This is a genomic window from Marinobacterium zhoushanense (assembly GCF_014641945.1).
GTDB classification, from domain to species: Bacteria; Pseudomonadota; Gammaproteobacteria; order Pseudomonadales; family Balneatricaceae; genus Marinobacterium_D; species Marinobacterium_D zhoushanense.
The window spans coordinates 509,445-526,032 of record NZ_BMIJ01000003.1 but is presented as its reverse complement, the minus strand read 5'-3'; the positions used below and the strand labels follow the sequence as shown (position 1 = coordinate 526,032).

Annotated in this window: 20 protein-coding genes; 15 read left to right on the top strand and 5 right to left on the bottom strand. The window is 57.7% G+C overall.

Translation table 11 applies throughout. The features are described 5' to 3' along the window. The first annotated feature begins 69 nt into the window (after window positions 1–69). Window positions 70–1,848, top strand: coding sequence for a PQQ-dependent methanol/ethanol family dehydrogenase (locus tag IEX40_RS09630; protein ID WP_188747635.1), 1,779 nt, complete (start codon window positions 70–72; stop codon window positions 1,846–1,848). A gap of 225 nt (window positions 1,849–2,073) precedes the next feature. After that, entirely contained in the window at window positions 2,074–2,853 is a 780-nt protein-coding gene (locus IEX40_RS09625; protein WP_188747631.1) for a hypothetical protein, read from the top strand. Between the two features lie 129 nt (window positions 2,854–2,982). Here IEX40_RS09625 and IEX40_RS09620 read toward each other — a convergent pair whose 3' ends face one another. The 3 genes from IEX40_RS09620 to IEX40_RS09610 form a co-directional block, all read right to left on the bottom strand. Further along, a complete protein-coding gene (locus tag IEX40_RS09620; protein WP_188747629.1) occupies window positions 2,983–3,924 on the bottom strand; it encodes an exo-alpha-sialidase in 942 nt (313 codons plus the stop codon). 46 nt (window positions 3,925–3,970) lie between these two features. Further along, window positions 3,971–4,708, bottom strand: coding sequence for a lytic transglycosylase domain-containing protein (locus tag IEX40_RS09615; protein ID WP_188747627.1), 738 nt, complete (start codon window positions 4,706–4,708; stop codon window positions 3,971–3,973). Window positions 4,709–4,776: 68 nt separating this feature from the next. Further along, on the bottom strand, window positions 4,777–5,094 hold the full coding sequence (locus tag IEX40_RS09610; protein WP_188747625.1) for a DUF3301 domain-containing protein: 318 nt from the start codon (window positions 5,092–5,094) through the stop codon (window positions 4,777–4,779). 280 nt (window positions 5,095–5,374) lie between these two features. Between IEX40_RS09610 and IEX40_RS09605 the strand changes: the two genes are divergently transcribed. From IEX40_RS09605 to IEX40_RS09585, 5 genes are all read left to right on the top strand, one after another. After that, window positions 5,375–5,797: a hypothetical protein gene (locus IEX40_RS09605; protein ID WP_188747623.1), complete on the top strand. Its 423-nt coding sequence runs from the start codon at window positions 5,375–5,377 to the stop codon at window positions 5,795–5,797. A gap of 47 nt (window positions 5,798–5,844) precedes the next feature. After that, the gene (locus IEX40_RS09600; protein ID WP_188747621.1) at window positions 5,845–6,138 is read left to right on the top strand and encodes a rhodanese-like domain-containing protein; all 294 of its coding nucleotides are present in this window, start codon (window positions 5,845–5,847) and stop codon (window positions 6,136–6,138) included. Between the two features lie 14 nt (window positions 6,139–6,152). Next, window positions 6,153–6,587: an ankyrin repeat domain-containing protein gene (locus tag IEX40_RS09595; protein ID WP_188747620.1), complete on the top strand. Its 435-nt coding sequence runs from the start codon at window positions 6,153–6,155 to the stop codon at window positions 6,585–6,587. 14 nt (window positions 6,588–6,601) lie between these two features. Then, window positions 6,602–7,324 carry a dinitrogenase iron-molybdenum cofactor biosynthesis protein gene (locus tag IEX40_RS09590; protein WP_188747618.1) on the top strand — a complete coding sequence of 241 codons (723 nt, stop codon included), beginning with the start codon at window positions 6,602–6,604 and terminating at the stop codon, window positions 7,322–7,324. A gap of 102 nt (window positions 7,325–7,426) precedes the next feature. Beyond that, window positions 7,427–7,750 (top strand): 4a-hydroxytetrahydrobiopterin dehydratase, encoded by a 324-nt coding sequence (locus IEX40_RS09585; protein ID WP_188747616.1) that lies wholly within the window; start codon window positions 7,427–7,429, stop codon window positions 7,748–7,750. 77 nt (window positions 7,751–7,827) lie between these two features. On the opposite strand, the gene luxS is transcribed toward IEX40_RS09585, so the two are convergent. Continuing rightward, window positions 7,828–8,340, bottom strand: coding sequence for an S-ribosylhomocysteine lyase (gene luxS / locus IEX40_RS09580; RefSeq protein WP_188747614.1), 513 nt, complete (start codon window positions 8,338–8,340; stop codon window positions 7,828–7,830). 241 nt (window positions 8,341–8,581) lie between these two features. Here luxS and exaC point away from each other — a divergent pair, with 241 nt between their 5' ends. Then, window positions 8,582–10,099, top strand: coding sequence for an acetaldehyde dehydrogenase ExaC (gene exaC, locus IEX40_RS09575; protein WP_188747612.1), 1,518 nt, complete (start codon window positions 8,582–8,584; stop codon window positions 10,097–10,099). Between the two features lie 235 nt (window positions 10,100–10,334). Here exaC and IEX40_RS09570 read toward each other — a convergent pair whose 3' ends face one another. After that, window positions 10,335–10,580 (bottom strand): DUF6455 family protein, encoded by a 246-nt coding sequence (locus tag IEX40_RS09570; RefSeq protein ID WP_188747610.1) that lies wholly within the window; start codon window positions 10,578–10,580, stop codon window positions 10,335–10,337. Window positions 10,581–10,786: 206 nt separating this feature from the next. Here IEX40_RS09570 and pqqA point away from each other — a divergent pair, with 206 nt between their 5' ends. The 7 genes from pqqA (at window position 10,787) to IEX40_RS09535 (ending at window position 16,556) form a co-directional block, all read left to right on the top strand. Next, window positions 10,787–10,858 carry a pyrroloquinoline quinone precursor peptide PqqA gene (gene pqqA, locus IEX40_RS09565; RefSeq protein WP_003253598.1) on the top strand — a complete coding sequence of 24 codons (72 nt, stop codon included), beginning with the start codon at window positions 10,787–10,789 and terminating at the stop codon, window positions 10,856–10,858. Window positions 10,859–10,981: 123 nt separating this feature from the next. Further along, window positions 10,982–11,902 carry a pyrroloquinoline quinone biosynthesis protein PqqB gene (pqqB, locus tag IEX40_RS09560; protein WP_188747608.1) on the top strand — a complete coding sequence of 307 codons (921 nt, stop codon included), beginning with the start codon at window positions 10,982–10,984 and terminating at the stop codon, window positions 11,900–11,902. Between the two features lie 9 nt (window positions 11,903–11,911). Further along, entirely contained in the window at window positions 11,912–12,667 is a 756-nt protein-coding gene (gene pqqC, locus IEX40_RS09555; RefSeq protein ID WP_188747607.1) for a pyrroloquinoline-quinone synthase PqqC, read from the top strand. Then, a complete protein-coding gene (pqqD, locus tag IEX40_RS09550) occupies window positions 12,664–12,948 on the top strand; it encodes a pyrroloquinoline quinone biosynthesis peptide chaperone PqqD (RefSeq protein ID WP_188747605.1) in 285 nt (94 codons plus the stop codon). Before pqqC ends, pqqD begins: the two co-directional genes overlap by 4 nt. Then, complete coding sequence (gene pqqE / locus IEX40_RS09545) at window positions 12,920–14,188, top strand: pyrroloquinoline quinone biosynthesis protein PqqE (protein ID WP_188747603.1); 1,269 nt, start codon at window positions 12,920–12,922, stop codon at window positions 14,186–14,188. Before pqqD ends, pqqE begins: the two co-directional genes overlap by 29 nt. After that, a complete protein-coding gene (locus IEX40_RS09540) occupies window positions 14,166–16,040 on the top strand; it encodes a S9 family peptidase (RefSeq protein WP_188747601.1) in 1,875 nt (624 codons plus the stop codon). Before pqqE ends, IEX40_RS09540 begins: the two co-directional genes overlap by 23 nt. A 120-nt stretch (window positions 16,041–16,160) precedes the next feature. Beyond that, the gene (locus IEX40_RS09535; RefSeq protein WP_188747599.1) at window positions 16,161–16,556 is read left to right on the top strand and encodes a GFA family protein; all 396 of its coding nucleotides are present in this window, start codon (window positions 16,161–16,163) and stop codon (window positions 16,554–16,556) included. Window positions 16,557–16,588: the final 32 nt, after the last annotated feature.

Sequence of the window (16,588 nt, the reverse complement as noted above, 5' to 3'; positions counted from 1 at the left end):
TCGGGAGCAATACCCGATTGTCAGGGGCTTTCCCAAACCAATAAGAATGATTCCGTAAAGGAGACGACAATGAAACGACTCGGGCTCAGTACAGGCTTTGCAGTTACTGCCCTCGTTGCAGCGATGTCCACGGCCAGCGTTGCACAGGCTGGTGTAACCGACAAAGATATTTTGAACGACCAGATGACGACTGAGGATGTTGTCTCCAACGGTCTCGGTCCTCAGGGGCAGCGTTTCAGCCCACTGACCAAACTTAACACCAAAAACGTCCAGGAGCTGCGCCCGGTTTGGTCCTTTTCCTTCGGTGGTGAGAAACAGCGCGGTCAGGAATCTCAGCCGCTGGTAAAAGATGGCGTCATGTACGTTACCGGCTCCTACTCGCGTGTGTTCGCGATCGACGTGAAAACCGGCGAAGAGCTCTGGGAGTACAACGCGCGTCTGCCGGACGGCATCATGCCCTGCTGTGACGTTATCAACCGTGGTGTGGCACTGTACGACGATCTGGTGATCTTCGGTACCCTGGACGCCAAGCTGGTTGCCCTGAACAAGGATACCGGTAAGACCGTTTGGAAAAAGACCGTTTCCGACTATCAGGAAGGATACTCTCTGACCGCTGCGCCGATGATCGTCAAAGGCAAGGTGATCACCGGTGTTTCCGGTGGTGAGTTCGGTGTGGTGGGTAAGGTTGAAGCCTACGACGCCAAGACCGGTGATCTGGTTTGGACCCGCCCGACTGTAGAGGGCCATATGGGCTACATCTACAAGGACGGCAAAAAGGTCGAAAACGGTATCTCCGGCGACAAGCCGGGCAAAACCTGGCCGGGCGATCTGTGGAAGACTGGTGGCGCGGCAACCTGGCTGGGCGGCTACTACGATCCTGATACCGATAGCATCTTCATCGGTACCGGTAACCCGGCGCCGTGGAACTCCCACATGCGTCCTGGCGACAACCTGTTCTCATCCTCTCGCCTGGCGATCGATCCTGATACCGGCAAAATCAAGTGGCACTTCCAGACCACGCCGCACGATGGCTGGGATTTCGATGGCGTGAACGAGCTGATCTCCTTCGACTACAAGGACGGCGGCAAGACCGTTAAAGCGGCAGCTACTGCTGACCGTAACGGCTTCTTCTACGTGCTGAACCGTGAAAACGGCGAGTTTATCCGCGGTTTCCCATTTGTCGACAAGGTGAGCTGGGCCAAGGGCCTGGATGACAAGGGTCGTCCGATCTTCATCGACGAGAACCGTCCGGGTAACCCGGCAGCGGCAGAGAAGGGTAGCACTGTTGTTGCTCAGCCTTCGTTCCTCGGTGGCAAGAACTGGATGCCGATGGCGTACAGCCAGGATACCGGATACTTCTATGTTCCCTCCAACGAGTGGGCGATGGATATCTGGAACGAACCGGTCAACTACAAAAAAGGTGCTGCCTACCTGGGGGCTGGTTTCACCATCCATCCGACCAACGATGAGTACATCGGCGTCCTGCGCGCTATCGATCCGAAGAGCGGTAAAGAGGTTTGGCGCTACGAGAACTACGCTCCGCTCTGGGGTGGTGTTCTGGCAACCGCCGGTAACCTGGTCTTCACCGGCAACCCGGAAGGTTACCTGCTGGCGTTCGACGCCAAGACCGGTGAGATGGTGTACAAGTTCAACACCGGCTCCGGTATTGTCGGCTCACCGATCACCTGGGAAATGGATGGCGAGCAGTACGTCTCCGTCGTCTCCGGCTGGGGTGGTGCGGTACCGCTCTGGGGTGGCGAAGTGGCCAAGCGCGTCAAGCACCTGAACCAGGGTGGCTCCGTCTGGACCTTCAAGCTGCCGGCCAAGGCGGCGATGGCCGGTAACTAATTAACTGGTGTTAATAAAGGGCCTTCGGGCCCTTTTTTTGTTTCGCAATCGCGACACTGCGCCTAAGCTATTGCATTAGTTGGGAAATTATCTCAAGCTCCATCCATATGTAATACTTATCTTAAGTGTACGAAGGGATTGGCCGGGTGTATCACTGACTGAGCGCTGGTCGCGAACTGAGGCGTCTGCTCAGGGGTGCTATTCACTGTATATCAAGGGGACGATATGAACAGAAAATTCCTGGCGATCGCGTGTCTTGTAGCGTCTGCCTCACTGATGCCAATGGCCGCTCAGGCCCAAAGCGCAGGATTGCCGCAGACTGTCGCCACTCAGTTGTCCGATGTTGCGGCCAGTCCTGCGACCTTGGCTTCTAAAGCGGCTGCATTGGCGCAGAGTAACCCGGAGCTGGCCGCTGCGATTGCGGTGAGAGCCGCGTCGTTGAACCCGGCTGCGGCTGCCAGTATTGCGGCCGCCGTAACGAGTGTAGTACCGGCGTCCGCCGCCGTTGTAGCGACCTCCGTATCACTGGCGGTGCCGAGTGCCGCACCCCAGGTAGCTGCCGCAGTCACACGTGCGGCGCCCAACTCTGCACTGCAGGTTGCTGCATCAGTGGCCAGGGCCATTCCGTCTGTTGCGAGTCAGATCGCCGCTCAGGTGGCGGTTGCTGCCGCTCAGGCCGGATCTTCGGCTAACGCCGGTACCATTGCGGCCACCGTCGCGGCTGCCTCAGGGACCAGCACAGCCCAAGCCATTGTGGCAGTGTCGACGGCAACCGGGAAGTCGCTTGCGGATGTGGCTGGTGAGGCCGCTCTGGGGGCCGTAGACGCTGCTGAGGCGGCGGCCAATTCAAGCGTTGTCGTAGCGCAGGCTACTTCGTCTGTGCAGGTAGCGTCGTCTACGACTACCAACACAGGTACAACGGATACCGCCCAGGCGCAAACAATCCAGACGATTAGCACCCCCGACGCGAATGGCGGAAACGGTAGCTCCGCATCACCGAGCTGATACTTGCCAAGTAGGCAGCACTGATTAAAGCGGTCTTGCAAGTTGCTGAAAACCCCGGTCATTTTGACCGGGGTTTTGTTGTGGCGCCTCAGTTGATATTGCCGGTTATTAAGCGGTATCGGTGGGAGACTACGAGCTCAGGTTTAAATCCGCTAGATAGATAGCGGTACCCTGATCCTCCTCGTGACTGGAGTAGTAAACCGCCGTCAGATGGTTTTCCTCGAGTAGTAAACCCGGATAACTGCAGTCGCCTCCTGAAGTCAGTGCGACCGACTCACCCAACTCCGCCTCCTTGCTCAGCCGGCTGATCTCTGTCCATTGCGGTAGCCACTGCGCCGGGTGTTGGTAGCGCCGGTAGGCGGCCAGGAAGCCGGAGTGCTGCTCATCCCATATCAGGCAGGGGCCGCCAATGCGAACCCCTATATCTTTCCACGTCCACTCCCGATAGGGCGGCGCTGCGTAACCCAGAAGGCCGGTGCTGTTCACAGTTTCGGCATTGTCACGCCTGAGCAGGCACCAGGCGGTGCCATCCAGATCGAAACAGAGGTCGTGTTCATTGACATACTGGCCGTCGAACTCCGTCAGACGGTGCTGATGCCACTGTCCGTCCATGCCCACCCGGTACCAGTACAGTCCGCCCGTGCCGGCGGTGCCGTAAGCCAGGCCATAGGCGAACTTTTGGTGCCAGGTCAGCCGCCAGAGCCAGTGATTTGGCTCGGAGATATCGACGGGATCGCTCCACTGTTCGCCGTCATCGCTGAACCAGGCCTTGGTTTGATGGGAAACCGGGCCATCGGACTTCGCTGCAGCGCTCAGCAGCATCAACCGGTTGTCGGGTGTGATACTGAGCTTGGCATCACGTAGATCCGCGCCATCCAAGGCTATCCGTGCTGTGTCCTGCCACTCCAGCTGAGCATCTGCGGAGCTCAATACCCTGATGACACCTGCATCCGAAATGTGCTGCAGGCCCTCTCGAAAGACGACGTAGAGTCGACCGTTGAAACGCGCCAGATCGGTAAAGGCGTTATGTGCGGCTCTGTTCCAGAGCCTTTGACTGCTCAATAACTGCATGCTGACCTCGCCATCGTTGTGTGCAGCAGAGCTGGCATTTAGTCGATTAGGGAGTCAGAGCGGCGTATCGGCTCAGCAGTATGCCAACCCGCTCCACGTAGGCCCGTGTTTCGGAGTAGGGCGGAATACCCGCATATTTGGCCACTGCGCCGGGTCCCGCGTTGTAGGCGGCGGTTGCGAGCTTCACATCGCCTTTGTAGCGCTCCAGTAGCGCCGACAGGTAGCGTACGCCGCCATAGATGTTCTCCCGGGGGTCAAGAGCGTTTTTGACCTCGAGATCCTGAGCGGTTGCCGGCATCAGCTGCATAAGTCCCATTGCGCCCTTGCTTGAGCGCGCCTGAGGGTTGAATGCGGATTCGGCGTGGATTACGGCTCTGACCAGCGCGGGGTTGACGCCGTATTGCTTGGCAGCAGAGGCGATATCGCTCTTGTAGGCGTCATTGTTCAGAGGAGTTTTATGCCAGTCGACGGTGGAGCCAACCCTGCAGGCGTAGCAATCGAATCTAAGCACCTCGACATCGCGGATATGCAGCGGTCGTTGATCGGTGAAGCTGAGGGTGCCATCGGGGCGGCGATATTTGTAGACGGTTTCGACTGAGCCGCTGCCAGAGAGTCGCTGCCCCGATTGCCCTGAGGACAGGTTGGTGAATTCAACCCGTCCGTCCGGGTGGACAATACGGCGGATCTCGCCGGCGCTGACAATACCCGGCTGAAGGGCGGAAAACCCCAGCCAGATGGCCAGTACTAGCGTTGTCTGTCGCAAAAATTCGGATTTGAATCGCATAACGGCGAGGATACTACGGCTTTCGACGGTTGAATAACCGCTTCGATCAATTAATTGCGTTGTGAACCCTAGCCGATTCGGTGAGGAGGCAGATCGATGCCTGTCACACGATAGCCAAGCATTACCACTTGTCCGGCATAACGTTCGTCACCGGTGGAGGTAAACTCGAAGTTGTAACGGCGCCAGATATGGAGTTGACCATCCTCATCCCGCTTCAGCCAGATCGCCCGCAGCGCGACACTCTCGTCGAGCAGTTGAAGCTCCATTTCGTTGCAGCTCTTGCGCGCCTGTTTCAGCGCGATCTCCCGTACTTTCTGTCCTCGCCACCAGAACAGGCAGATTGCACCTGTCAGTGCCAGCCAGAACAGATCTTTCAGCTCGAACATTGAGGATCCTTATCAGAGGCTCGCCGCGATCATAACGGATATGGCGAGGTGTTTTTAGTGCTGTCGGCGTTTCAGCTCCAAATTGTTGTAGGTATCACGACACTGTCGGTTATCACCGGTTGCAATGATAGATAGAAATCACGCGATAAAGGATTTGTAATAAATTGATTTTTTTATAAATAACTGAGGATTTATCTATCACCGAATGCGCTTGGCAGGCGTTTTGCTGCACTAGCTGGTGCAGACCAACGAAGCTGTAACAGCATAGCGAGGTGAGCGGATGGCTCTGTATATAGGTGCATACCTGCCTGATCGGCAACTGGATGAAAGCCCTTTTCACAAAGCGCTCGTCAGGGTGGCTGCCGGACTGGCGCAACAGCGCACGGACCCGCTGCAGACCAGGGCACCCAATCTTGACCTGCACTTTCTGATGCCCGGACGGGAGGAGGCGCCGCCGTTCGACGGTATGCGTTTTCACTCCTTTGATAGCCGCTCCAATACCCTGCGTATCGAGTCGTCCGTACCCAGTCGGATGATCGGCTCTTCCCATGCCGAGGCTTTCGTTATCGCGGCGATGCAGGACGCGGTCGATAACGCCCGAGAGTTTTTCGATAGTCGCAGTACCGAGTTCAGCAGTGACGAATACTTCGCGTTAATCGACCGCATTGGTGGGATTCAGCCGATAAACAGGATCCTCAATTAAGCAAAGTCCCAGCTGTGGTGCGTGGGCTGTGAAAGTGGAGAGTAGGGATGGGTAAGTTCAAGACACTTAGCGTTGACGAGATGAAGCCGATGTTGTCGACGACGGATGCGATGCTGCTCGACTGCCGTGATGTACGTGATTACAAGGTCGCCCATATCGACAACGCCATGCATCTGCATGAAGGGCTTAGAGAGTCGTTGCTGCTCAAAGGGGACAAGCAGCGTCCGATGATCATCTACTGTTACCACGGGCATGCCAGTGAGCATGTGGCCGAGATGTTCACTGACTTTGGTTTCAAGGAAGTGTACAGCCTGAAAGGTGGCTTCGAAGCGTGGAAATAAGAGGAGGGTAAACAATGGCTGATCCCGAATGGTTTACCGAGCATCGATTCGACATGGGGGCGCTCGATACACCCAACGCCGATGGTGAATATGCGCTAATCCTCGCCGCGCGTCAGGGTAAGGACAAGCTGGTCAGCGAGCTCATCGCGCTGGGTACTGACACGGGTGTCGTCGACCAGTATGGAAATAACGCGGTATGGGCAGCCTGTTATGCGGAGTCGGAAGCGACCATCCGCGAACTGATTAAATCCGGCTGTGACCTGGATTATCGAAACCCCTCTGGCAATACCGTCATGGCGTACGCCGCATCGAGCGGTAAGGACGCCGTTGTACACCTGTTGCTGGAACTCGGTGCGGACCCCAACATCCGTAACGATGATGATATGTCACCCCTTGATCTGGCAGCGAGCCTGACCAGTTTTAAACTTCTGCGCGCGGTCCGCGCCTGATTCGGAGCGTCTCCATGGAACCACTGGATCGAGAACTGGCTTTGCGTATCGCTCTTGCTACCCGCGTGTTGCCGGGTGTCGAGATTGGCGAACTTATCGAAATTCTGCACGACCGTGTTGGTGCGCCGTTGGATGATGAGAAGCTTAAAACGGTGACGGTTACCAACCTGAAAACCGGTATCGGCAGCCTCGATGGCGAGGAGGACGGTGAGGATATCGGAATCGGCCTCGAAAACATCAAGCTTGCGGTCCGCTACCTCTGGGGGGAGGAGTCCGATGAGGGGCTGCCAACCATCGAGACATACCGAGACGGAGATATTCCCGGTTCGGTGCGTGTCGCCGTGGCCTCCAATGCCGGTACGCTGCTCAACGGACACTTTGGCTCCTGTTTGCGATTTCTGGTCTACCAACTTTCAGCCACAAACATGAGACTCGTGGATATCCGCTCGGCGCTGGAGGCGGATAGTGCGCCGGATAAGAACCAGTTCCGTGTCGACCTGATCCGCGACTGTCAGGTGCTATTCGTGCAGACCATGGGCGGTCCCGCCGCGGCGAAGGTGATCCGAGCGGACATCTACCCGATCAAGGTACCTGAGGTGGTTGATGCCAGCGAAAAGCTGACCGAGTTCCAGGCCGTATTTGCAGCGCCTCCGCCCTGGTTTGCCAAGATACTTGGCTTGTCGGCTGAGGAGCGCAAGCGGTTCCGTTCAGAAACTCAAGAACTGGAGGATGCTTAGCGTGTATTTCGCACCTTAACCGTTGCGGTTGCGGGCTACACTTGACTCATGGGAATAGTGAGTCAAGGGTAAAGCAGGCAACGCTTAGACCGGAGGTGCGATATGGCGTTAGATCAACAGAGTTGTGCGCCCTGCCGAGGTGGTACACCGCCGCTGACGGGGGAGCAGGCGAAGGGCTACATGGAGCAGGTACCGAAATGGACGCTCTCCGCGGATGGCAAGCGGATCGGTCGTGCCTTCAGTTTCGATAACTTTCGCGACGCGCTTAGGTTTGTTAACCGGGTAGGGGAGTTGGCCGAGGAGCAGGGCCATCACCCCGAAATCACATTTGGCTGGGGATATGCCCGGATTGAGATCTGGACCCATAAGATCGATGGACTGCACGAAAACGACTTCATCTTGGCGGCCAAGATCGATCGGCTTTAGCTCAACGGCCTTTCCAGTGGCCAGTAGCGACCAGAACGCCCGCATGTGCGGGCGTTCTGCTATTGAGCAGGGTCCGCTCAGCTGTGCTCGCGCAAGTACTCTTCGCTCAGGTAGAGCTCGGTGTTGCTGTTGACGTCGATGCCGCGATCAAGAATGTTCTGGGCGATCTGCTTGGCCTCATTCAGGGAGTGCATGCTGTAGGTTCCGCACTGATACTGGTTCAGCTCCGGGATATCGCCCTCGCTCGCCACATTCAACACATCCTTCATCGACGCGCGCCAGGCGTTGACCACGTCCTGCTCGCTCGGTGTGCCGATCAGGCTCATGTAGAAGCCGGTACGGCAACCCATGGGTGAAATGTCGATGATCTCGACGCTGTCACCGTTGAGGTGATCACGCATGAATCCGGCGAACAGGTGCTCGAGAGTATGGATCCCTTTCTCGGACAGGATCTCCTGATTGGGGAGGCAGAAGCGCAGATCGAACACGGTGATAGGGTCGCCTTTCGGTGTGTTCATCGTTTTGGCGATGCGCACGGCGGGGGCATGCATGCGGGTGTGGTCGACTCTAAAACTGTCCAGGAGTGGCATAGATCTTCCTTTCAGACGCGGGTGAAAAACATAAAACCTGAGTATATCGCCTATCCGACCGTTTTGCTCGGTCATGACATGACAAGCATGCAAGTTGCGCAATACCAAAGTACCGGTTTTTCGCTGCCAAGGGACGATACCGGGAAGGGCGGTGGTCTTACTAAGATGCGAGTGTCGAATAACACATGGCTTCGCCCGCTGGGCGCAGTCTCTGGACATAAAAACAAAGAGGCTTACGACAATGATCTACGCACAGCCAGGTACAGAAGGTTCAGTAGTAACTTTCCAGCAGCGCTACGGTAACTACATCGGTGGTGAATGGGTGGCGCCGGTCAAAGGGCAGTACTTCACCAACATCTCTCCGTGTACTGGTGGCGCTATCTGCGAAATTCCCCGTTCTACCGCAGAAGATATCGAGCTGGCGCTGGATGCGGCGCACAAGGCAAAAGCCGCCTGGGGTAAAACCTCCGTTACCGAACGCTCCAATCTCCTGCTGAAAATCGCCGATCGCATCGACGCCAACCTGGAAAAGCTGGCTGTTGCAGAAACCTGGGATAACGGTAAAGCTGTCCGCGAAACCCTGGCTGCCGACGTGCCGCTTTCATCCGATCACTTCCGTTACTTCGCCGGCTGCGTGCGTGCGCAGGAAGGCTCTATCGGCGAGATCGACGAGAACACTGTTGCCTACCACTTCCACGAGCCGCTGGGTGTCGTTGGTCAGATCATTCCTTGGAACTTCCCGCTGCTGATGGCAGCCTGGAAACTGGCGCCGGCACTGGCCGCAGGTAACTGCATCGTGCTCAAGCCTGCCGAGCAGACTCCGGCCTCTATCCTGGTGTTGATGGAAGTGATCGGCGACCTGCTGCCACCGGGCGTGCTGAACGTGGTTAACGGCTTCGGTGCCGAAGCGGGTCAGGCGCTGGCTACCAGCAAGCGTATCGCCAAGATCGCCTTCACCGGTTCTACCCCGGTTGGTTCGCACATCCTCAAGTGCGCGGCCGAGAACATCATTCCGTCTACCGTTGAACTGGGCGGCAAGTCTCCGAACATCTACTTCGAAGATGTGATGGATCATGAAGACAGCTACCTGAGCAAGTGCGTTGAAGGTACCGTGCTGGCGTTCTTCAACCAGGGTGAGGTGTGCACCTGTCCGTCCCGTCTGCTGGTGCAGGAAACCATCTATGACAAGTTCATCAGCATGGTGGTCGAGCGTACCAAGCTGATCAAGCGCGGTAACCCGCTGGATACCGAAACCATGGTTGGCGCCCAGGCGTCCCAGGAGCAGTACGACAAGATCCTGGGTTACCTGGAGATCGGCCGTAACGAAGGCGCCGAGTGCCTGATCGGCGGTGCTGCAGAGCAGCTCTCTGGCTTCGACAACGGCTTCTACATCCAGCCGACCCTGCTCAAGGGCAACAACACCATGCGTGTGTTCCAGGAAGAGATCTTCGGGCCGGTCGTTGCCGTCACTACCTTTAAAGACGAAGCGGAAGCGCTGGCAATCGCCAACGATACCGAATTCGGTCTGGGTGCCGGTGTATGGTCGCGCGACATGAACCGTGCATATCGCATGGGTCGCGGCATCGAAGCGGGTCGTGTCTGGACCAACTGCTACCACGCTTACCCGGCTCACGCCGCTTTCGGTGGCTACAAGAAGTCCGGTGTGGGCCGCGAAACCCACAAGATGATGCTGGATCACTATCAGCAGACCAAGAACCTGCTGGTCAGCTACAGCACCGATCCGCTGGGCTTCTTCTAAACCCTTCTCTGTCCGTTGTGCTTGCACAGGGAAGTGGCCGGGGGCTGAGCAGAGGCTCCCGGTTTCTAAGGCCTCGTCCCCCACGAGGCCGCCGTCACTAAGCGCATTCTTCGGCTCCTTCGGGAGCCGATTTTTTATGTACAGGATGTACGGTATGCCGCGGGCGCAGGGGGTGCGCAGGTGCGGCGCAAGCGTGTGGATCGGGGTGTGTCGTAGTCGAGTGCGGTGATTTGGCTCAATCGCGCACGCTATTCATCAGTTCGGCGTTGGGACAGAATCCCGGTACTTTCTGCTGCAAGTGGCCCTCGCTGAGCCAGCGTTCGCAGTCCTGACAATTTTTACAGTTGAGGCAGCGGAAGGTGGCGGTACGAAACTGTTGTTCAAACGAGCTGTGGGGGAGGCGAGACAGGTCCGCGCCTGACGCCGCCAGCATGCCGCTCATCATATCCATACGGTTTTCGAGAAATTGCATCAAACCCATAATGTGCACCTCATCGCTCATATTTAACCGCATCATGCGCCAACAACGGTTGGGGGCACATGACCAAGGTCAAGTGCTAGAGATCATGAGCCACCTCGGAGGGAGTACTATTTCCGGTCCGATTTAGTTCCAAAGTACGATATGGCGCAGGCTGTGCGACTCCTAAGATCAAGGTGTGTTCAACAATAACAATCGAGGAAACAGCTATGTGGACCAAACCCGCTTTCACTGATCTGCGTATCGGCTTCGAAGTCACCATGTACTTCGCTAACCGTTAACTTATGTAAGTTATGCGCTCCGAGTGAAGCTGCCGACTTTTCGTCGGTAGCCTTCCTCCCAGCCCGGATTCGCAGCCGATTGGCTGTATCCCCTCAATCCACTCTGGGCAAAGAAGAATAACAATGAAAATACAGATTCTGGGTTCAGCCGCCGGCGGTGGTTTTCCGCAATGGAACTGCAACTGTGCCAACTGCGCAGGCGTCAGAAACGGCACCCTCAACGCCAAGCCCCGTACGCAATCCTCCATCGCGGTCTCCAGCAACGGTGTCGACTGGGTGCTGTTCAATGCATCCCCGGATATCCGTGCTCAACTGGCCGATTTTGCGCCGATGCAACCGGCTCGCGCCAAGCGCGACACCGGTATCGGTGCCATCGTACTGATGGACAGCCAGATCGATCACACCACCGGTTTGCTGTTGCTGCGCGAAGGCTGCCCACTCGATGTCTGGTGCACCGACATGGTCCACCAGGATCTGACCACTGGTTTCCCGGTGTTCAACATGCTTGAGCACTGGAATGGCGGTCTGAATCGCAAGCGGATCCCGGTCGATGAGGCGGTGAACCGTTTCACCATCGATTGTGCGCCGGGGCTGGAGTTTATCGCCGTGCCGCTGATCTCCAGCGCACCGCCATACTCGCCGCACCGCAATGACCCGCATCCGGGCGACAACATTGGCGTACTGATCCGCGATACCCAGAGCGGCAAATCCCTGTTCTATGCTCCCGGCCTTGGCCGGATCGAACCCCACCTGCCGGCGATGATGGCCGAGGCCGATTGCCTGCTGGTGGACGGCACCCTGTGGCGTGATGACGAGATGGCTCATAACGGCGTCGGCGACAAGCTTGGCGTCCATATGGGTCACCTGGCTCAGTCAGGAGAGGAGGGCATGATCGCTTTCCTCGATACCCTGACCAAGCCGCGCAAGGTGCTGATTCATATCAACAACACCAATCCGATCCTGATCGAGGACTCCCCGGAGCGTGCCGAGCTGACACGCCACGGCATCGAGGTCTCGTATGACGGTATGAGCATAGAACTGTAGGAGATTCGCATGAGCACACAAGCACCGATGAGCCGCGACGAGTTCGAACAGGCGCTGCGCGCCAAGGGCGAGCTGTACCACATTTTCCACCCGTACCACGTCGATATGTACGAGGGGCGCTCCACGCCGGAGCAGATCCGTGGTTGGGTGGCGAACCGTTTCTACTACCAGATCAATATCCCGCTCAAGGATGCCGCAATTCTGGCCAACTGCCCGGACCGCGATGTGCGCCGCAAGTGGGTACAGCGCATTCTTGACCACGACGGCTACGGCGATGCCGAGGGTGGTATCGAAGCCTGGCTGCGTCTCGGCGAGGCGGTAGGCCTGACCCGGGAAGAGATCCTGTCCCAGGAGCATGTACTGCCGGGCGTGCGTTTTGCCGTCGATGCCTACGTCAACTTCGCCCGCCGTGCCGGTTGGGAGGAGGCTGCCAGCTCATCGCTCACCGAGCTGTTTGCGCCCACCATCCATCAGTCGCGGTTGGATACCTGGCCCAGCCATTATCCCTGGATCAAGGCCGAGGGTTATCAGTACTTCCGTAACCGCCTGACAGAAGCGCGGCGCGACGTGAAGCACGGGCTGGAGATCACGCTGGATTTCTACGACACCCGCGAACAGCAGGAGCGGATGCTGGAGATTCTGCAGTTCAAACTGGATGTGCTCTGGAGCATGCTCGATGCCATGAGCATGGCGTACGAGCTGGAACGCCCGCCGTATCACACCGTTACCAGGGAGAAGGTCTACCACCGAGGACTGTTCCGATGAACGCTGCCGTCAAAACCGATTTCCGCGTGCCGGTATTGGGCACCCTGTTTCGTTTTCAGTGGGAACCGGCCCAGCAGGCGTATGTGCTGCTGTACCCGGAGGGGATGGTCAAGCTCAATCAGAGCGCCGGCGAAATTTTGGCGCTGGTGGATGGCCAGCGCAACGTCACCGCGATCAGTGCGGCGCTGATGGAGAAGTTTCCCGAAGCCGGAGACCTGAGCGGCGATATCCTGGAGTTTCTGGAGGTGGCCCGTGAACAACGCTGGATCGACTACCGCTAACGCGCTTGCTCGCACCAAGACCCACGGGCAGCCGCTCTGGCTGCTCGCCGAACTGACCTACAAGTGCCCGCTGCAGTGTCCCTACTGCAGTAACCCACTCGACTTCGCCGGTGCTGGCGGCGAGCTGAGTACCGAAGAGTGGATCAGTGTATTCCGCCAGGCACGCGAGATGGGCGCGGCGCAGCTCGGCTTTTCCGGCGGCGAACCGCTGGTGCGCCAGGACCTGGAACAGCTGATCGCCGAGGCGCGCAAGCTCGGTTACTACACCAATCTGATCACCTCCGGTATCGGCCTTAGCGGCGAGCGTATCGCCGCATTTCGCGACGCGGGGCTGGACCATATCCAGGTCAGCTTCCAGGCCTCCGACGAGGAGGTCAACAACATGCTGGCCGGCTCGAAAAAGGCATTCCAGCAGAAGCTGAAGATCGCCCGCGAAGTGAAGGCGCAGGGCTACCCGATGGTGCTCAACTTCGTCACCCACAAGCACAACATCGACCAGATCGGCCGCATTATCGAACTCTGCGTCGAGCTGGAAGCCGATTACGTGGAGCTCGCCACCTGCCAATACTACGGCTGGGCCTACGAGAACCGGGAGCAGCTGCTGCCGACCAAGGCGCAGCTGGAGCGTGCCGAGCGAATCACCAACGAGTACCGTGAGAAGCTGAAGGCGGAAGGCAACCCGATCAGGCTGATTTTTGTGACCCCCGACTATTACGAGGAGCGACCGAAGAAGTGCATGAACGGCTGGGGCGAGATCTTTCTGACCGTGACACCGGACGGCACCGCCTTGCCCTGCCACAGCGCGCGGATGCTGCCGATCGAGTTTCCCAACGTGAAGGATCAAACGATCCACGATATCTGGAATGAATCAAACGGATTCAACTACTTCCGTGGCGACGAATGGATGCAGGAGCCGTGCAGATCCTGTGACGAGAAAGAGCAGGACCATGGCGGCTGCCGCTGTCAGGCCTACATGATGACCGGCGATATGCATGCGGCGGATCCTGTGTGCGGCAAGTCACCTGATCACGGCAAGATACTGGCCGCGCGCGAGGCGGCTGAGTTAGACAGTTCCGGCAGGCCGATCAGCTTCAGAAACGAGCGTAACTCTCGACAGTACGCGGCTGGTTCTCGTCCACGCGCTGATGGCTCTCAAAAATCAGCTGACGGCTCTCATTCCTTAGCTGACGGCTCTCAAAATTTAGCTGACGGCTCCCGTGTTTTCGCCCGCTCAGGTTGAACAACCGATTTCAGCAACGGATGCAGTCAAAGCGATACAGGAGTATGCCGCACTGCGCACTCAGGGCGGTCGGGTATACGGTATCAGTTTCGATAGCCGCAGCGGGCAGAATCGGCTCTGCCTATTCAGACAGGGTGAGGCGATATCCCTGCTGCCATCGGCGTTCAGTGTGCGCAGCCGCGTGCACGAGTATGGCGGCGGCGGTTGGTGCCTTTCGAACTCTAACGCCTTCTTCGTCAACGACAGCGACCAACAGGTCTGGTGTTTGAGCCTGGAGGAAGGTGTTGTTCGCAGGCTAACCGACCTGCCGGACAGTCGGTTTGCCGACCTGGTATTCGATGCCTGCCGCCAGCGACTGATTGCGATCTGCGAAACTCATCAATCCGACGCTGAAAAGCCGGTGAATCGTTTGGTCAGTATCGGCGGTGACGGCAGGCTGCGTGTACTGGCCGAGGGTGCTGATTTTTACGCCTCTCCGACCTTAAGTCCCGATGGCTCGCAACTTGCCTGGGTGGAGTGGAACCATCCAAATCAGCCCTGGACCTATACCCGGCTATATCTAGCGGCACTCACTGAAAACGGCCACTCAATGGACTGTCGAGAGGTTTCCGATTGCGTGGGCGCCTGGGCGCAGCCCAGGTTTTCCCCTGAGGGTGAGCTTCATGTGGTGATAGACCGTCAGAATTGGTGGCGGATAGAGCGTTTCAACGGCGTCAGTTTTACCCCTTTGCCGGGCGATGAGCCCGCTGACACGGAGTTTACGACTGCGCCCTGGCAGTTTGGTATCGCCACCTACGGTTGGGACGACGCCGGCCAGCTCTATGCTATCGGGCAGCATCAAGGTTACTCGGGACTCTTCCGGCATGCCGGCGACAGGTGGCAGAGACTGCACCTGGATGTTCCGGCCACGAGGCTACACTCGCTGACACTGGCGGATGACAAGATCTGCTGCATCGCCGAATACAGCAGCCGCTGTCCGGCAGTTCTGTGCCTGTATGGAGAGGTCGGTTCTGCGACCTTATTCAGCGATGCATTGTATGGTGGCGCTGTGCCGGACTATCCGGTAACCAATCCAGAACCAGGGGCGACGCCGCTACAACCGAGCGGTGCGGTGCCGTACTTTCTGTACCGCCCAGATGCATCTGGTGTTACCCCTTTGCCCCTGGTGATCTATACCCACGGCGGGCCGACCGCTGCCACCGCGCCCACATTCAAGCCCGGGATACAGTTCTGGACCCAGCGGGGGTTCATGATTGCTGACATCAACTATCGCGGCAGCACCGGCTATGGCCGGGACTACCGTATGCAACTGGAAGGGCAGTGGGGGGTTGCCGACGTTGAGGATGTTATAGCGGTAGCACTTGACCTGATAGAGCGACAGTTGGCCGACCCCGCGGCGATCTTCATCCGCGGCAACAGTGCCGGTGGCTTTACGACACTCAGTGCGCTGACGAAAAGTAAGCTGTTCACCGGCGGGGCGAGTCTATACGGCGTATCCGACCCCGCGCGCCTCAACGAAGTTACACATAAGTTCGAATCGCACTACCTGCACTGGCTGATAGGGGATCCTATCGTGCACGCTATGCGCTACGACCAGCGCTCCCCACTGAACAATGCCGAGCGTATTAGCGCCCCCGTGATCTTTTTTCAGGGTGAGCGGGACAGGGTCGTGCTACCTGAACAGACACGCCTGATGGCCGAACGGCTATCAGCCAAAGGGCTGTCGGTGGAAAGCCACTTCTTCGACGATGAGGCTCACGGTTTCAGAAAGGCTGAAAATCAGGCCCAGGTGCTGGAGCAGGAGTTGGCATTCTATCTACAGCTATTGCGCCAATCCGTGAGAAATAAGTGACTAACGTGAAGCCCGTGGCTTAATCATGTGCGCGCGGCCGTTCGGCCGATCGAGATCTACTCCCCGGACAGTGATAACCTGCTTCGTTCTATGCTGAAATGTTGCTAAAGGAGAGGTGGAATGAAAGGGAGCTGTTTATGTGGCGCGGTGGTCTACGAGATAGACAGTATCGATATGCCGATAGGCCATTGTCATTGCAGGACCTGTCGTAAGGCGCATGCGGCTGCGTTTGCCACCACCGCAGGTGTGTTGAGGGAACACTTTCGTTGGCTGAGAGGAGGAGATGCGAGGTCATCATTCGAGTCATCGCCGGGTAAGTTACGGCACTTTTGCTCAGTCTGCGGGTCACATCTGGTGGCAGAGCGGCAGCAGCAACCCCATGTGATAGTGCGGGTCGCTACTTTGGATGAAGATCCAGGTCTGGTACCGGTTCATCATATCTGGACCTCTCATGATGCGCCGTGGCTGGCATACGAAAACCTACCGCGGCATGAGGAGTGGCCGCCGGGCCGCTGACTGGGCCTTTCGCAGAATGGTACGAAAGAGCC

What these genes read in the sequence shown, in the direction of transcription:
- IEX40_RS09630 (WP_188747635.1), top strand. Translation starts at nt 70, where the DNA reads ATGAAACGACTCGGGCTCAGTACAGGCTTTGCAGTTACTGCCCTCGTT.
- IEX40_RS09625 (WP_188747631.1), top strand. Translation starts at nt 2,074, where the DNA reads ATGAACAGAAAATTCCTGGCGATCGCGTGTCTTGTAGCGTCTGCCTCA.
- IEX40_RS09620 (WP_188747629.1), bottom strand. Translation starts at nt 3,924, where the DNA reads ATGCAGTTATTGAGCAGTCAAAGGCTCTGGAACAGAGCCGCACATAAC.
- IEX40_RS09615 (WP_188747627.1), bottom strand. Translation starts at nt 4,708, where the DNA reads ATGCGATTCAAATCCGAATTTTTGCGACAGACAACGCTAGTACTGGCC.
- IEX40_RS09610 (WP_188747625.1), bottom strand. Translation starts at nt 5,094, where the DNA reads ATGTTCGAGCTGAAAGATCTGTTCTGGCTGGCACTGACAGGTGCAATC.
- IEX40_RS09605 (WP_188747623.1), top strand. Translation starts at nt 5,375, where the DNA reads ATGGCTCTGTATATAGGTGCATACCTGCCTGATCGGCAACTGGATGAA.
- IEX40_RS09600 (WP_188747621.1), top strand. Translation starts at nt 5,845, where the DNA reads ATGGGTAAGTTCAAGACACTTAGCGTTGACGAGATGAAGCCGATGTTG.
- IEX40_RS09595 (WP_188747620.1), top strand. Translation starts at nt 6,153, where the DNA reads ATGGCTGATCCCGAATGGTTTACCGAGCATCGATTCGACATGGGGGCG.
- IEX40_RS09590 (WP_188747618.1), top strand. Translation starts at nt 6,602, where the DNA reads ATGGAACCACTGGATCGAGAACTGGCTTTGCGTATCGCTCTTGCTACC.
- IEX40_RS09585 (WP_188747616.1), top strand. Translation starts at nt 7,427, where the DNA reads ATGGCGTTAGATCAACAGAGTTGTGCGCCCTGCCGAGGTGGTACACCG.
- luxS (WP_188747614.1), bottom strand. Translation starts at nt 8,340, where the DNA reads ATGCCACTCCTGGACAGTTTTAGAGTCGACCACACCCGCATGCATGCC.
- exaC (WP_188747612.1), top strand. Translation starts at nt 8,582, where the DNA reads ATGATCTACGCACAGCCAGGTACAGAAGGTTCAGTAGTAACTTTCCAG.
- IEX40_RS09570 (WP_188747610.1), bottom strand. Translation starts at nt 10,580, where the DNA reads ATGGGTTTGATGCAATTTCTCGAAAACCGTATGGATATGATGAGCGGC.
- pqqB (WP_188747608.1), top strand. Translation starts at nt 10,982, where the DNA reads ATGAAAATACAGATTCTGGGTTCAGCCGCCGGCGGTGGTTTTCCGCAA.
- pqqC (WP_188747607.1), top strand. Translation starts at nt 11,912, where the DNA reads ATGAGCACACAAGCACCGATGAGCCGCGACGAGTTCGAACAGGCGCTG.
- pqqD (WP_188747605.1), top strand. Translation starts at nt 12,664, where the DNA reads ATGAACGCTGCCGTCAAAACCGATTTCCGCGTGCCGGTATTGGGCACC.
- IEX40_RS09535 (WP_188747599.1), top strand. Translation starts at nt 16,161, where the DNA reads ATGAAAGGGAGCTGTTTATGTGGCGCGGTGGTCTACGAGATAGACAGT.